The 16,104-nt window shown below is 45.4% G+C and carries 14 protein-coding genes; 10 read left to right on the plus strand and 4 right to left on the minus strand.

All coding sequences use genetic code 11. The annotated features are described in order from the left end of the window. Positions 1-80 precede the first annotated feature (80 nt). Positions 81-2,204: a TonB-dependent siderophore receptor gene (locus ACXAGK_RS05325; RefSeq protein WP_474854660.1), complete on the minus strand. Its 2,124-nt coding sequence runs from the start codon at positions 2,202-2,204 to the stop codon at positions 81-83. A gap of 309 nt (positions 2,205-2,513) precedes the next feature. Between ACXAGK_RS05325 and ACXAGK_RS05330 the strand changes: the two genes are divergently transcribed. Next, positions 2,514-4,412 (plus strand): TonB-dependent receptor plug domain-containing protein, encoded by a 1,899-nt coding sequence (locus ACXAGK_RS05330; RefSeq protein ID WP_474854662.1) that lies wholly within the window; start codon positions 2,514-2,516, stop codon positions 4,410-4,412. A gap of 9 nt (positions 4,413-4,421) precedes the next feature. After that, positions 4,422-4,961 (plus strand): DUF6314 family protein, encoded by a 540-nt coding sequence (locus ACXAGK_RS05335; protein WP_474854664.1) that lies wholly within the window; start codon positions 4,422-4,424, stop codon positions 4,959-4,961. Positions 4,962-4,978: 17 nt separating this feature from the next. Here the strand turns inward: ACXAGK_RS05335 and ACXAGK_RS05340 are convergent, their stop codons facing one another. Further along, complete coding sequence (locus ACXAGK_RS05340; protein WP_474854666.1) at positions 4,979-5,842, minus strand: EamA family transporter; 864 nt, start codon at positions 5,840-5,842, stop codon at positions 4,979-4,981. A 93-nt stretch (positions 5,843-5,935) separates the two neighbouring features. Beyond that, positions 5,936-6,139, minus strand: coding sequence for a hypothetical protein (locus ACXAGK_RS05345; protein WP_474854667.1), 204 nt, complete (start codon positions 6,137-6,139; stop codon positions 5,936-5,938). A gap of 235 nt (positions 6,140-6,374) precedes the next feature. On the opposite strand from ACXAGK_RS05345, the gene ACXAGK_RS05350 reads away from it, so the two are divergent. The 6 genes from ACXAGK_RS05350 to ACXAGK_RS05375 all read left to right on the plus strand — a co-directional run bounded on the left by ACXAGK_RS05350 (position 6,375) and on the right by ACXAGK_RS05375 (position 13,294). Continuing rightward, positions 6,375-8,318: a TonB-dependent receptor plug domain-containing protein gene (locus ACXAGK_RS05350; RefSeq protein WP_474854669.1), complete on the plus strand. Its 1,944-nt coding sequence runs from the start codon at positions 6,375-6,377 to the stop codon at positions 8,316-8,318. A gap of 133 nt (positions 8,319-8,451) precedes the next feature. Next, on the plus strand, positions 8,452-9,594 hold the full coding sequence (locus ACXAGK_RS05355) for an HmuY family protein (protein WP_474854671.1): 1,143 nt from the start codon (positions 8,452-8,454) through the stop codon (positions 9,592-9,594). Positions 9,595-9,597: 3 nt separating this feature from the next. Next, a complete protein-coding gene (locus ACXAGK_RS05360) occupies positions 9,598-10,554 on the plus strand; it encodes a heme/hemin ABC transporter substrate-binding protein (RefSeq protein WP_474854673.1) in 957 nt (318 codons plus the stop codon). Next, entirely contained in the window at positions 10,554-11,678 is a 1,125-nt protein-coding gene (locus ACXAGK_RS05365) for a FecCD family ABC transporter permease (protein WP_474805081.1), read from the plus strand. Before ACXAGK_RS05360 ends, ACXAGK_RS05365 begins: the two co-directional genes overlap by 1 nt. A 5-nt stretch (positions 11,679-11,683) precedes the next feature. Beyond that, the gene (locus tag ACXAGK_RS05370) at positions 11,684-12,514 is read left to right on the plus strand and encodes an ABC transporter ATP-binding protein (protein WP_474805083.1); all 831 of its coding nucleotides are present in this window, start codon (positions 11,684-11,686) and stop codon (positions 12,512-12,514) included. 48 nt (positions 12,515-12,562) lie between these two features. After that, on the plus strand, positions 12,563-13,294 hold the full coding sequence (locus tag ACXAGK_RS05375) for a HugZ family pyridoxamine 5'-phosphate oxidase (protein WP_474854676.1): 732 nt from the start codon (positions 12,563-12,565) through the stop codon (positions 13,292-13,294). A 10-nt stretch (positions 13,295-13,304) separates the two neighbouring features. On the opposite strand, the gene ACXAGK_RS05380 is transcribed toward ACXAGK_RS05375, so the two are convergent. Beyond that, the gene (locus ACXAGK_RS05380) at positions 13,305-13,541 is read right to left on the minus strand and encodes a hypothetical protein (protein WP_474809344.1); all 237 of its coding nucleotides are present in this window, start codon (positions 13,539-13,541) and stop codon (positions 13,305-13,307) included. Here ACXAGK_RS05380 and ACXAGK_RS05385 point away from each other — a divergent pair. Further along, a complete protein-coding gene (locus tag ACXAGK_RS05385; protein ID WP_474855581.1) occupies positions 13,462-13,866 on the plus strand; it encodes a Dabb family protein in 405 nt (134 codons plus the stop codon). The two genes, ACXAGK_RS05380 and ACXAGK_RS05385, sit on opposite strands and share 80 nt — an antisense overlap. Before the next feature lie 428 nt (positions 13,867-14,294). Further along, the gene (locus ACXAGK_RS05390; protein WP_474854678.1) at positions 14,295-16,103 is read left to right on the plus strand and encodes a DUF6152 family protein; all 1,809 of its coding nucleotides are present in this window, start codon (positions 14,295-14,297) and stop codon (positions 16,101-16,103) included. Position 16,104: the final 1 nt, after the last annotated feature.

Here is a 16,104-nt window from a genome sequence, read left to right on the forward strand (position 1 = left end):
CGGCTTTTATTTTCGGTTTTAAACGCGCTTCTAGCGCACTTGGAAAAACTTACTGAAACAGAGGTTCTCGAAACTGAATACTAGAACTGGTATTTAACGCTCACCGTATAGTTAGTTGGTGAGCCCGGCATGGTCCAAAGCTGATGGTATGAGTTCTCAAAGTAATCTCTGTCGAACAGGTTGTTAACGTCAAATCTCATAGAAAGCGCATCGCTGATATTCACTGACCCTGCTAAGTTCACAAGGGTATAAGACGGCAAAATGAATGTTGGATCCGTGGTTTGCCCTAAGCGATCGCCCACGTAACGCATGGTCACACCAAAGAACGCTTCTTTTTCAAAGATGCTGGTGAAATGGTTAAGCGAGATATACCCCGAATGCTTGGCAATATTGATTAAGCGCGACCCTTTAGGAATAGGCACGCCCCAATCCAAGTTATTGACTTCGTTAGCGGTTTTAGCATCAATGTATGCGTAGGCCATATCAAGGCGAATGTCTGAAGTAAGGTCAGTCGTTAACTGAAATTCTACCCCTTGGCTTTCAACTTCACCGAGCGTAGCTGAAAAGCCAGTGTTAGGTTCAGCGGTAAGCATGTTGGTCTTTTCAGCATCAAAAATAGCGACGCTACCAGAAAACATATCAGCAATGTTTTCCCACTTAGCTCCTACCTCAAAAGAGGTGGTCTCTTCAGGGTCAAACGCGTTGCGGTCAGAGTCAAGTCCGGGGTTGGGTCTGAAACCTTCTGCATAACTAGTGTAAAGGCTTACAGAATCATTGATTTCATACACGAAGCCAAAGCGCGGCGTCACTTCCGTTTGGTCTTGTTCTTGCCCTTCATTGCTTAACTTATTAAGAATGTCTTGCTCGAATTTGTCCACGCGAAAGCCAACTAAAAGCTTGGTTGCATCGGTGAGTTCAATAACATCTTGTGCGTAGAAACCTAACCCTTTCTGCTTTTCAGCTGTGAGTGTAGTGGGCGTAACGTCAGGTCTGAAAATAGCGTAGTCTGGATTTTCAGGGTCGATGCTGTAAGTGGTATCACCAGCACCCCACGCAGTGCGCCAACGACGATAGTCTGTATCGATGTGGTAGTTGTAATAGTCCAAGCCAAACAAGACGTTATTTACGAAGCCTGCCACGTCTACCACGCCACTTAATTCAAAGCGTAGTGATAAGTCTTGCGCTTGATAGTCACGGGTTCTGCGTTGCCTTGAAAGTATAGATGGGTCGGTATACAAAAGCTGACGGCCTTCTGACAGTTCAGTATCTGAAGACTGCCCTTCAAAAGAAGAGTCTCTGTAGGCGAAGCCACTGAGTAAATGCCAGTTGTGATTCAACTCGTGATTTAACACTAGCTGATGTCCGAAGGCTTTAACTTCATGGGCTCCGTCTCTAACATCACCATAAAAGTCTTCGGCATCTACGGCGTCAAAGTCGTTATTTAATATGAACACACCGCGATCAAGCGGCTTTTCCTGATCCAGTATTTCCATCTGATAGCTTAAGCTGGTGTGATCAGAAATATTCCAAATGAATGAAGGGTTAAGGTTCAAATTCTTGAAAAACACGTTATCGCGATAAGTATCAGAGTCTTCGTATGAACCGTTAACGCGATACGCCATGTCTGAATTAATGCCGTTCGTGTAATCGAACTCTACTTGTTTTTTATCAAAATTACCTACGGTACCCTGGATGTAGCCTTGCTCTTCGAACTGAGGTTTTTTGGTAATAACGTTAATGGTACCGCCAGGTTCACCTTGACCATATAAGGCTGATCCCGGACCCTTCATTACTTCTATGGTTTGAACGTTAACGGTACTTCTATTACCGCTGTAGCCTCGCACGTTGAAGCCGTTTATTAGATAACCCGACGGGTTATTTTCATCGCCAGAAAACCCTCGGATCGCGAAGCTATCGAACATGCCGCCAGAATTGTTTTGTCTAACAATGGTGGGCGCAAAATCTAGCGCATCGATGAAGCGCGTGATCCCTTCATTCGCTAAGGTATCAGCAGTAATTCGGTCGATTGCTTGAGGCGTATCTATTAGCGGTACATTTCCACGATAAGGCTGAAAGTGCCTCTTTACCTCAATGTGCTCAAGTTCATCATGAGCGCCTTGAAGGGAGCCATCATCACTTTGCGCAGCGGCGCTTACTGATAATGCGGCTAAAGAAAATATAAACGGTTTTTTAAGGTCAAGCATAAGCAAGGTATTACGTGTCTTTGGCAGGTTTAGTAGAGGCTGCGAATGTTATGTTATCTCGTTTCTTTTATCAATGGTATTGATGGGTGAAGAGGTGAAATTGATGATTATTGAGGACTAAATGCATACAGGGTGCTTCTTCCGAAAAGTAAAAACGCGCAAAGCGTTATTACAAAGCGTTGTTGCAAAGTGAATATACTGGTCCAAACTCAACTATCTGGCGTTTTCCTCTGACTGCCAATGCTATACACTTCGCGTTTTTGTCACGCCTTATTGCTTGCTACCCGTAAATTTGAACTAGGACACTAAATGCGTCATACAACCCTCTCATTACTCTTTTGTACTCTACCTTTTTCTGCCATGGCCGCTGAAAGTGTTGATACTTCAAGCGCTAACGCTGGCGTGAACAGTAACGAAAAAGGCGTGGAGAAAATTACGATTGAAGGGGCGGCGACGGCGAATGACAAGCCGGTAGGCACGTTTAATTCACCTATTTCAAATTTAGAGTACGACCCGCGTGTCGATTTGCAATCGAGGAACATGGCAGAAGCGCAGGCTGACGTGACTATTCGCGGCGGTATATTCGAAAACACGGGGTTTCGCATAGGAAGCGCAACGCTTATCGACCCGCAAACGGGGCACTATTTCGCTGAAATTCCTATTGCGCCAGAAATGTTGACGGAACCGAGTATTTTCACGGGCGTCGATAATGCGCTTTACGGCGTAAATAGCTCTGTAGGTACGGTGTCTTACGGCTGGCGTCCTATCCAAACAGCAGGCAGTGTGTCAGTGGGAGTAGGTAATAACAACTTCAATTTGCAGCGTGTACACGGTGCAGTAAAGCACTCGCTTGATGGCTTACTTGGTTTGAAAGCCGGTTGGTCTGTTGGGGTTGAAGGCGAGTATTCTCGCTCTGAAAGTGATGGCTCTATCGCTAATGGCGATCATAATTTCGAACGCGCGTCTGGACGTATTCAGCTGGCAAGTAAAACCTCACAAACAGACGTGTTTTATGGCTTTCAGCAAAAGTTTTTTGGCTGGCCTAACTTGTACACGCCTTTTAATGTAAACGAGACAGAAGACATTCAAACCCGTTTGGTCATGCTAAATCACAAACAGCGCTACGGAGAAGAGAGCATGAAAAATACCTTTGAGGTTTCTGCTTACTACAGAGAGAATGACGACCATTACGTGTTCTCACGTGAAAATCCTGAAGCGTTTCAGGCGTTTCACGAAACCAAAGTGAAGTCATTGGCGCTTTCTGGTACTCATAATGTTTCGCAAGAATTCGGTATTAACTACGCCGCACAGCTTACTGCAGACGACATCACATCAACCACGCTAGAAAACAATTTCACCTCTCGCGACTACTACAAAATAAGTGTAGTGCCCGAGTATCGAACGCAGTTGAACAGCAATGAATCGCTTACCGTTCGTTTAGGTGGAGCGTTTGACGATACGAACCGCGACGACGACCGACTGTCTTTTGTGGGCGATATTAGTTGGCTTACCCAAACAGGGAGCAATACCTCGCGTACACTCTATCTTTCGTATGCAGAGGCGACGCAGGTGGCTGGCTACACTGCTGTAGGCGGCAGTACCACAAGCGGTTTGTTTAGAAGTAACAATCAATTACAGCGAGAAGTCAGCAAAAACCTAGAGTTTGGGGCGTCATTTGATAAAACGTCTTTCAAAGTTGATACCGCCGTATTCTATCGCTGGGATAACGAGCTGACAGATTGGACGTATAGCTTCGACGCTACTTCAGCGCGCAGTGCAAACCCGGTTGATATCGAAACCTTAGGTGTTGAGGTGATTGCCATTAAACGCTTTGATAGCGCAGATGTGGTGGCCAGCTATACCTATTTAGACAAGTCTGAAGATTATCGAATTGATGAGGTAGACGCGAGCTTTTACGCGCTTAACTACCCGCCGCATCGCGCAACCCTTGGATTGGTGTGGTTCGCAACTGAAACGGTTGAAATTCGCATTGATAACGAGTGGCGAAAACAAGAAACCAACGCGCTTAGAAACGGCAGTGACTCTGCGTTCTTTTCGCATGCCACCCTTACCTATTCACCGGCTCAGATTGAAGGGTTAAACCTAGTATTGGCCGTAGATAACTTGTGGGATGAGCGCTTTGAAGAAATTCCTGGTACGCCGGGGCGCGGCGACCAATACTCTGCCACTGTTACCTATTTTTGGTAAGGGAGAGCAATGATAGAGAATCATCCTCATACCTTAGACGATTTTGCTGGACAATGGACGCTAACGCGCAAAATCATCCAGCGAAATGGCGATGTATTTACCTTTTCTGGCCAAGCTGAATTTAGCTGGCTAGAAGGTAAAAGCTACATAAGTGAAGACTACCTAGATAACGGCCACATCGGCAAAGACAATATAGCCAAAAAACACAAAGGCATAGAAGACCAAGATAATGGCAGCGCACATAAAGAGAGTTGCACCTTAGAGTATTACGAAAAAGGCGAAGTAACCGCACCTAATAATAGCGTAATGCCTGCAGAACGTCGGTATTTCTGGCAGCAGCCTCAAACGGGTTTATTTGAAGTGTTGTTCGACGATGAACGTTATTTTCATACATTTAGTGCAAGCAACCCGAACGCCGAACACTTATGCGGCGATGACAACTACGTAGTGCGCTATGACTTCTCTACTTGGCCTGTGTGGCGCTCAACATGGCAGGTCAAAGGCCCGCGCAAAGACTACACTATGGTAAGTGAGTATAGCCCTGCGTAGCGTTGGCTTTGGTAAGGCTAGGTCTGCTTCTGTTTTTTGGTGTATTGATGAGACATCCAAAGCGCAATAGCAATGATGGCACCGCCAAAAAATAGACGAAAAAAATCCGTATCTTTTTGCCAAAGCACTAAATTAACCACAAGCCCCGCTGGAATGAGTGCGTTATTCATAATAGCTAAGGTACCACCAGAAACGGCTAGCGCCCCTTGGTTCCAAAAGTAATACCCAAGCCCCGACGCTACAATACCCAACCACAGCAGCACACACCATTGCTCGGCATTTTGTGGTAGTTGGTTTGGGTTACCGAATAGGAAAAACGCGGGTAAGGCTACAACTAACGCGCCTAAATAAAACCATGCGAATACGTTGTGATAAGGCACTTGGGCCGTAAAAGTCGAAGTCAGCTTTTTATAACCCACTTGTCCTAGCGCAAAGGAAAGATTAGCACCCTGAACAATGGCAAAACCAAACCAGTAATCATCAGTCACGCCATCAAAGCGAATTATTGCTGCCCCTGCGGTGGCGATAAGTGCACACAACAAATAAAACGGAGTAAATCGCTTAAACAGAGCGTCGTTTAACATAACGACATAGAGCGGCGTAAAAATGGTGAATAGCAGCACTTCAGGCACGGTTAAATATAAAAACGCGTGGTAGAAGAAAATGTACATTAACCCCAACTGCACGGCACCTAAACCTGCCAACGCCGCTTTTTGCTTTGCGCTTAACAATGATACTTTTAGAAACGGAAGGAACACTGCTGCAGCAAGAATGATGCGGGTTAATACGGCAAAGTAGCTATCTACTGAGCCGGCCAAGAATTCACCGATAAGCGAAAAGGAAAATGCCCATAGGACTGTAACTGCAACAAGGTATAGCACGCGTTTCTCTTTTTCTAAGTGGGACGCGCGCTAAAGTATTGCAATGGGCAGTATTTATCAACTAATAGCGGTTCTTAATCCCAAGCATAATGATTAATGGACAGCGCTAGAAAGTGCTGGCACCGGTACTGGCTCAACTTTTTTGTTGCCCTTATTACTTTCCTTAAATTCGCCCGCTTCCTCAACCAGTGCTGTCATAGCGTCAATAATATCTAAAAAGCTCGATAGTTGTTCTGGTGTCAGGCCATTAGACAAATTTTCTATTTTATTGATAAGTTGTTTGGTAGGCAGGCGCATAGTGTCAAAATCCCGTTATTAAAACCTTAATTCCTACCTTGTAAATCAATTATCTTGCCAAGTTTTATAAATTTCCCCATTCATCATTTTAAACTACAAGAAATAATTAAAAAGTCATATCTATTAGGCATTTACCTTGTTTTTTTGGACGCATCTAAGAATTGGCCTTGCAAAACGTTTCTAAATAAATAAGATCAAACGCAAATCATTATCATTTGCGTTATAAGAAAAATAAATGAAACGAGCCTACGTTGTATCTTCACTTACCATAGCCGCCACGCTTCCTTTGGCTTTTTCAGTTTTAGCGGAAGATGACCTAGAGCGCGTTGTGGTGACTGGCACTAGGACGCCGAAATTACTGGCTTCTTCACCAGTGAAGGTTGATGTAGTTGATAAAGAAGAGATTGCTCGATTAAGTAAAGGCACGCTACGCCAAGTGCTTGAAGTGATGCCCGGTGTTGTGGTTAGGCGCAGTCAAAAAGACGGGTACAACGTTCAGCTAAATGGCTTCAATGGTGACCATGTGCTGGTGCTAATCAACGGCCAGCCCATCATTTCACCTACAGGCTCTTCGGTCGACCTTGACCAAATTAGCGTGGCTAATATTAAGCAAATTGAAATTGTGCGAGGCGCTGCTTCTGTGCTTTACGGCAGCTCTGCTATGGGCGGCGTTATCAATATCATTACCGAAAGGGTAGAAGGCTCGCAGTTTTCAGCAGACTACGAGGCATCTTATTTTACCGATGATGCAATTGACGGTGATGAATTCGGGCACACGTCTAGGGTCACTGCAGCGAAAGCAGTAAGCGATTGGCAGCTTGGCATCACGGCTCAGAACATTACTAACCCGGGTTTTGATTACGACGGCGAAACTACATCGCAAGATGGTGGCGCGGTAGACAAATCTTTTGTGCAAATGTCTTTATCAACGTTGATAAATAGCGTTAGCGTGCAATATAAAGGGCAATGGCTGGACGAGCAAAAAGACAAACCTCAGTCATCAATACCAGGCCAAGCCACCATTATTAGTTATCTTTCTAACGTTACTCAGTGGCAGCACGATCTTCGCGTTGAGCAACAATACGATTGGCATATCAACACGCGCTATCTTTCACATGATGAAGAGAGTGGTAACAGCAACGGGTTGCGTCAAACCGATATTCAGCTAGCGGAACTAGAAGCGCAGAAAATTTATTCTACCGAAGATATCGAGTGGGTAGGCGGCCTTGTTTTACATGGCGACACGCTGGACCAGCAAAACCTCAGCACGGGCACGGTTGAAGTTGACGATGTAAGTCGTGAAAGTGCCGAGCTTTATTTACAAGGAAACTGGCAGAAAAACGACACCCAGCTTTTAGCAGGCGCAAGAATACAAAACGATTCTGATTTTGGTTGGCATACTGCATTTAAAGCAAGTGCAAGCCAGTCAATTAGTGCTGACAGTACTTCGTGGCAACTTCGCGCAGGGGCTGGCAGTAGTTATCGCGTGCCTAACCTTAAGGAACGCTATTACATATTTGACCACAGTAACTTGGGTTATATGGTGCTTGGCAACGACGCACTTACCCCTGAAACCGCGTTGAATGCTAACTTAGGCGCTAACCTTCGAGTAGAACCGATCCAAAGTGACTGGTTATATCACCTTGATATTAACCTTCATTACACTAAAGCTGATGACTTTATCACCACAGCGGTAGATGTGGACGCATCGCAAGAAGCAGGTTTAGATATTTCAGTTTATCAAAACCTCGATGAAGCGACCCTATACGGTGCAGATTTAAGCGCCAGCGTGCAGAATGATAATTGGCAGTGGCAACTGAATTACAGTTATTTAATTGCTGAAGATGGTAATTCTCAGCGCTTGCCTGAACGCCCTACGCACTTAGTTAAAGCATCCGTTACTTATCAGTTTAGCCAAACCGACACCAGCCTTCAGCTTTACGGAGTGCATGAGGGAAATGTATCTCCTTCCAGTGGCTATACATCAGTTTTCAAAGACAGCTTTACCACGCTAAACGCAGTTGTACAGCACCAGTTCACGCCTCAGTGGCAAGCGCGCCTCGGGCTTGAAAACCTCACCGATGAGCATCGCTCAACCGACGCACTTCTAGCGGGGACTTTCGACGCAAGGCCGATTGCTGCAAGGCGGTTGTATCTGGGCGTGAGTTTTCAGTATTGAAATAACCATTAAACGAAAGCACCGACATAGAAAACAGCGTTTGAGATCAAAACAAAAAATACCTAACGGCAGATCCCAAACCAACAACTAAAAACCGCTGGTTAATTCGGCGAACTTTAAAAAAGGAAAACACATGAACAAAACGTATTTGGCGCTATTGCTTGCCATGACATTCGGTTTAACTGCTTGTGGTGGTTCAAGTAGCGATGACACCTCAGTTGAAACGCCTGATCAAGTAACCGATGGCAGTGGAGATTCAGATGACGGAAGCAGTGATGGTGAAAACGAAGAAGGGACCATTTACGGGCCTTTTAGTACAGGGTCTACATCAGAGCCTGTGGTCGTTTATTTTGACTTAGATACACAAACACAACTTACGCTTACTGAAGAAGAAGCCGCAACGGATACCACGTGGGATATTGGCTTTAAGCGTACCAATGTGTTTTTGAATACAAACCAGGAAACCGCTGTTAGCCTTTACTTTACCGGAAATAACAGCGACTTTTATGATGATACAGGCGCGCCAGTATCTGAATTGTTCCTAAATGCTACGGCTGATAGCGAACTTGACGACTACTTAGCTGTTACTCAAAGCGATATACCAGAAGCTGAAGCGTTCAGCACAGATACAGAAACCCAAGTGATCGGCGATACCTTTTACAACTACGACTTTACTACTCACGTAGTAACGCCAAATGAAGAGACGTATTACATTGTGTCCTCTGACAGCAACTACACAAAATTTCACGTTACCGACATTGTCACTGAAGGGCGAGGTATTGGCGAAATAACCCTTGGCGTTATGCATCAAAGTGTACTTGACGGGCAAAGCACCTTTGCTGAAGAAGTTGCACTTACCGTTGATGCAGTGGGTTGTAGCGACGCCGTTTACGTTGACTTTGATATGCAGCAAGTAGTTACACAAGCCGACGGTTGGGACTTATCTATTCCGTGTGCGGACGGGGCGGGGGAATTTACCCTTTCTATTGCTGATGATGCAACCGTACTTCGCACCGACGCTGAAACGTACGATGGCGTGGATACCGAAGCGGCACAGTTTTATGGCTTCAGTGAAGAGACCGTTAGCGAGTACGCTATGGCTACGAACAACTGGTATTTCTACGACAGTACCAGCCACTTACTTTACTCACAGTTTGGGGTTTATTTAATTCAGTCTGGCGACACTACCTACAAGCTTCAAATTACCAGCTATTACGATGAAGAGGGAACATCAGGTGCGTACAGTTTCCGCGCCGACCCGGTAAGTGGAGAGTAAACAATGTTGCAAAAGGCTCTTTCACTTTCATCTATTGCCGTAAAAGCGATGTGTACTGTGATGGCGGGGTGGAGTTTGTTTGCGGGAGGGGCGTTTAGCGCCCCTTTAGTTGAACCGCAAACTACATCTCCTAGAATTGTTACCGCTGGCGGCAGTATCACCGAAATTGTTTTCGCGTTAGGACGAGGCGATTGGGTAATTGCTACTGACAGTACCAGTATGTACCCAAAAGAAGCGGCAAGTTTAACTAAGCTTGGGTACTTTCGACAGCTCAGCACTGAAGGAGTATTGGCCCAACAGCCCACAATGCTGCTAGGAGCTGAGGCGACAGGCCCAAGTGTTGCGCTTGAACAAATAGCCCATGCTGGCGTAGAGGTTACTACCTTTAACGTAGATAAAAACTTAAGTGGCCTTAAGCGCCTAGTACTGGATATTGGCGAAAAACTATCGGCAAGTGATAACGCCATTACCCTTGTTCACGATATTGAAAAGAAGGTAGAGCAACAAAAAGCGCAGTTCGCAGATAAAACCTTAGCGTTCAATACGCCAATTAAAGCGCTTTTTGTGGTGGCGAATAATGACAGAGGAATAATGGTTGCGGGTAAAAATACTGTGCCCCAAGCGCTATTCGATACGCTGGGTATCGTTAATATAGGTGCAGCAGTGGAAGGTTACAAAGTGATGAGCGCAGAGTCTGTGCTGATGCAAAATCCTGATATTGTAATTGCCGCTGGGCACATGCTACGTGGGAAAAGCGCGAAGGACGCCCTTTGTACGCACCATGCGTTGGCAGCCACCTTTGCTGGTATCCATTGCCTGGTTGAAGCCATGGATAGCAGCATAAGTTTGGGCCTTTCTCCTCGCTTTGATGTAGCGCTTCAGCATGTTGCAGAGTATGCAGAAAAAGCTATTGAAATTAAGCAAGCGCAAAACGCGGCTAACAGTAGTACGAGTCAATAATGCAGTTATCTTCGGCAGCTAAGCACAGTGATAACCTAGCTGATAAGCCAGGCGATAGTGCGTCTATGTCTGTGGTACTTCAGCTTATTAATGCCCGCGCGCAGCGAAAACGTATTGGCATAGGAATATTGGTTGTATTGCTGTTGCTCTGTGCTTATGTGGGGTTAACCCGCGGCAGTTTACCAATTGATATTGAACAGCAACTTAGATACTTCATTAGCGGCGGAAATACCGCGGCAAATAGCACCCATTGGTATGTGTTGTCTGAAATAAGGCTGCCGAGGGTGATCATGACAATGCTGATTGGCGCGCTTCTAGCCGTATCTGGCTGTGCAATGCAGGGGCTAGTGCGTAATCCTCTTGCCGACCCTGGTTTAATTGGTATTGCAGGTGGCGCAGCCGCAGCCGCAGCTCTTAGTATGACCATAGTACCTCCCCTCATCCCTGCGCTTGAGTCTATATGGGTAGCCATGTGGGCCTTTGGTGGTGCACTACTTTCTGTATGGACAGTGCTTCGGTTTTCAAATGGGCCGCAAGGCGTTTCAGTAGCCGCGCTTATTTTGGCAGGGGTTGCCATTAACGCCTTAACCGGAACTGTGATAGGGGCTATTAGTTATGTAGCAAGCGATGATGCACTTCGCCAAATAAGCTACTGGACCATGGGTAGCCTTGCCGGAGCAAGCTGGACGCTTTGTGGTCTTATTGCGCTAGCTGGGCTTGTTGCTTTTACTGGTCTTATGAAGTCACGTAATGCGCTTAATTTACTTGCGCTTGGTGAAAAAGAGGCGGCCTATATGGGGCTTAATGTTACCCGATACAAACACTGGGTTTTATGGCTGGTGGCGTTCTCTGTGGCACTAGCGACGGCGCTGTGCGGCATTATTGGCTTTGTAGGTTTGGTGGTGCCCCACATGTGCAGGGCAATTTTTGGTGTAAACCACCGGGTGCTAATACCTGCCTGCGCACTAATGGGCGCGTTGCTATTAATGGTTGCCGATACATTGGCTCGTACCTTATTTGTGCCTATGGAAATACCTATTGGTATTGTTACATCAGCAGTAGGGGCGCCATTTTTCCTTTACTTACTGTGGCAACAACGCCGTATATTTAGTGGTGGGGTGTAGCTACTATGAAAATTGAAAGCTTAGAGCAAAGCGATAACGATAAACGGTTAAACACTGAGTTGCTTACATTAAAAAATGTTGTCATTGCCAGAGGTAAAAAGCGCTTGCTAGAGCAAATATCGTTGTCATTTAACACTGGCGAATTTACAGCGATAGCGGGTGAAAACGGATGTGGCAAATCTACGCTTCTAAGTATGCTCAGTGGTGTAGAAACGCCATCTGGTGGAACGCTAACCCTTGACGGGCAAGAGATTAGCTCGCTAAGCGCAAACCAGTTAGCAAAGCAGCGTGCAGTGATGGCACAAAGCGCTGCAACGCCATTTGGATTTATCGCCGACGAGCTACTTCATTTGGCGCGGTATCAGCATATTGAATCGCTAGAACACAAAAGTCGTCTGATTAATCTTGTAGCCGAGCAGTTCGACATTACGCACTTACTTACTCGAAATATTCAAACCTTATCTGGCGGAGAAAGGCAAAGGGTTTTTTTAGCCAAGGCAGTTCTTCAAATATTGCCAAGTGATCAGAATGAGACGTTGGAAGGCAAGCTTTTGCTGTTAGATGAACCCACCTCAGCGCTGGATTTACGTCACCAGAAACTGGTCATGCAGCAACTGGTCGCGTTACGAGAAAAAGGGCTTTGCATTATTTGCGTAAGTCACGATCTGAATTTAATTTCGCCTTACTGCAACAGACTTATTTTACTGGGTGAAAAGCGTTGCTTAGCCGACGGAGCACCAACGCAAGTGCTCACTACCGATATGCTATCTCGGTGCTATCACACCCAGTTAAACCTAATTAAAAACGAACAAAAACAAGTTTTCGTCACACATTAACTATAGCGAAAATATAGCGAAAACCGATAAACAAGAACGGAGTTAACCATGAGTATGCAAGATATTGCATTTCAAGCAAAACAGCTAAGCCGGACCCATCATAGCGGTGTATTGGGAACGCATTCAACATCAATGCCCGGCTACCCTTTTGGTTCGGTTGTACCTTATTATTTAACGTCTGCCGGTGACGCAGTTATTTACATCAGCGATATCGCTCTGCATACGCGCAATATTAAAGCGAACGACAAGGTTAGCTTAACCATTTTCGATGCTAGTGAAGATGACTCTCAGGCGAATGGTCGCGTGACTATTATGGGGAGTGCGGAGCTAGCGAACCAAGATGACGTGAAAGCGCAGTATCTTCGTTTATTCCCACAAGCTAAAAAATACGAGCAAACTCACGACTTCAATTTTTACGTTATTCGTACTGAGCGAGTCCGTTTTATTGGTGGGTTCGGAAAAATCCATTGGGTTGATAAAAACTATTGGCGCGTTGAAGCCCAAGACTGGCATAGCGCACCAGAGGGCATGATTACCCATATGAATGAAGACCATCAGGACGCGATGCAGCTTATCTTGCAGCACAAAATAGGCGTTAACGTTGAAGCGCCGATAATGCACAGTGTATTTCCAGAAGGCATGCATTGCGGTACAGAAAAACAGACTTGGTTTATCCCCTTCGAGGAGCTATGCGCGTCTTCGACGGATGTAAGGAAAGCGTTAGTGAAACTGACCAATGACGCCCGGGAAGCGCTTAATGTACCAAAAGCGGTGTCATAGCTGCTGCAGTTTAGACGATAGCTGGCTGTTTTAAATAATAGCTGGCTATAGTTGCTTCGTTTTCGTCATAGTGCGATGGTAGGTAGACCTTCGATAAAGCGCTTAACCATGGAGCATCAAAGATGACGGATATAAAACGTAGAAAGTTTGTAACGAGTGCCGGCGCACTGGCTTCTTTTGCTGCATTACCTGCTAGTGCCAGTTCTCCAAGTTCTATACCTTCAGCCTCTGCTAAGTATTCAAGCATGAAAAGTAGTATGCTTCCCCCCATACTTCATATGGTTTATTTTTGGCTTAACAATCCCGGCTCCAATGAAGATAGAGCGAAGTTGATAGCTGGCTTAGAGTCTCTAAAAGCTATACCGCAAATTCATTCCCTTCACATTGGCGTACCTGCCAATACCTTAAAGCGCGATGTTATTGATAATTCTTTTGATGTGTCTGAGCTCATGTTTTTCGAAAGTGTTGAAGCGCAAGATGAATACCAATCTCATCCCATTCATAAGCAGTTTGTCGAGCAGTGTTCGGGTTTATGGCGCAAGGTTGTAGTGCGAGATTCTGTTTCGGTATAGGGCTTATTGACGGCTTGGATATCATAGTTAACGGTCACTTTTTTCACAGTCTATGAAAGCTGGTAACGAGTAAATTAGTACTTCCCACAGCTGAACTGTCTAGTGGAGCGACTATCGTACCGCGCATTGTGAAAGGTTGACTTAATATGCTCTGGCTCACATCGAGAGGCTTCTTCTGAAGGGTAAGAGGTAATTTGGATAGTGAGTAATTGATGTGAAGTAAAATACGGCACAGTGGCTAAACAGGCAATAATTCCTCTACTCTCAAGCACAAGCTTTAACCCATCTTTACACTTATCCTATGGTGAGCGGAAAACTTATTCACTATGATATTTTTCTACTTTGAATATCTTTTCTTAGTAGTGTGAACTATGTCTAACCTAAGTGGCTAGTGACACTATTTCAAAACCATTTATATAGGAAAAGTAATGCGCCACTTTGCTTATTTTTGTGCATTTGCTGCGCTAATAATGTCTTTGTCAGCATTCGCTCATCACGGAAGTAGCGGACAATTCGATACCAATGCCACGGTCGAGTTTAGCGGTAACATCACTAGGGTACGTCTTGTTAACCCACATGCTTACGTGTATTTCGACTCAATTGATGAAACAGGTAAGGTTACAAACAAACGGTGCGAATTGCAGTCTGGCTCATTATTGAAGCGAAGAGGCTGGACTCAGTCGCTCTTCAAAACGGGTAGCTTTATTTCCATTAAAGGTTCACCAGACAGAACCGATCCTACTACTTGTTACATGAAAGAAATTACGTTTGAAAATGGCGTTGTTGCATCACGAAATAGCGAGTTTGATGAACAAGGGAATGTACTTGTAGCAAGTGAAGGGGCTTTAGAAGACGAGCCTTCCAAAGACTATCACGCTGAAGAGCATGACGAGGACCATCATGAAGAGGACGTTCATCATGATGAAGGCGGCGATGTTGAGACCACCTCTCCAGAGCAGACCGTAGACCCAAGTTCGCGTGAGCGTCTTCGCGAAGATGGTTCGTTGAATATGGCTGGAAATTGGGTCATGGTTCGCTCAGGCGAAGGCCCTCCCGGCGGGGGCGGAGGCAAAGCAGTGTTAACGTCTGCCGGAGAAAAAGCGGTTGAAGACGCTACATCCGCTGATAATCCTCGATATCAATGTGAGCCAACTAACATCATTATGGACTGGTGGTTCGATATGATGGTTAATCATATTGACCAAACAGATAAACGTATTACGTTGACATACGGCTTCATGAACTTAAAGCGTACTATTTATCTAGATGGCACTACTATTCCAAAAGACTATCAGCCTAATCGTGCCGGTTTTTCTACTGGACATTGGGAAGGAGAGGAATTAGTTGTGACAACCACAGGGTTTGATGAAGGGTGGATAATGGCGCCTCTTGGAGGTAATCCTGGCGGCCCGCCACCGGGGCAAGAAAGAGCAAACCGACCACCACGCCCAGACGGTGAACAAGGTATGCCTAGTGAGGGGAGAAGTGGCCCCGAGGGAAGACCAGGCCCACCTTCTCCAGCTAAGAACAGTACACAGATGACGATTGTAGAGCGCTTTACGTTAAGTGAAGATGGCACTGTTTTAACCAGAAAATATACGATAACAGACCCACTATATTTAGCGTCACCAATGGAAGGGCAAGATCAGGTAACCTTCACCAGCGACCAATACATAGACTACGAATGTGAAGATCTAACCGCTGAACGAGGGTCAGACAGTTTAGGTGGGGTAGGTGTAACACGTGCCTCAGAAAAAGTTGGAGCAGGTCAATCGGTCAAACCTCTTTTGTATTGGTTTGAAGAGACAAAAATTGGAACAACTGTATCAAGCACGCAATGGGGCTATCCCATTATCCTCTCGCTGCATGCGATTGGTATGGCGATTATGGTGGGCGTTTCATTGATGTTATGTGCTCGTGTTTTAGGATTTGCGTCAACCATACCTCTTTCGTCCTTTACTCCCTATTGGTCGATAGGCTTGGTTGGCTTCGTGATTAACTTTTTATCTGGTTCAGCTTTGTTTTTCGGTAACGCTTCCGAACTTTATTTCAACTTGGCTTTTCGAGTAAAAATTGTATTGGTCATTTTGGGGCTTACTTTTACTAAGTTGATGGTCAAAAAAGCGATGTCATCACCAAGCGAAAACGATAAAAGGCATAAGACGCTGGCTGTCGTCGCACTGCTTTGTTGGGTGTTTGCTATTATTGCTGGCCGCTTGATTGGCTACACAGGTTAGG

Source organism: Alteromonas sp. ABM1_013 (genome assembly GCF_056160505.1).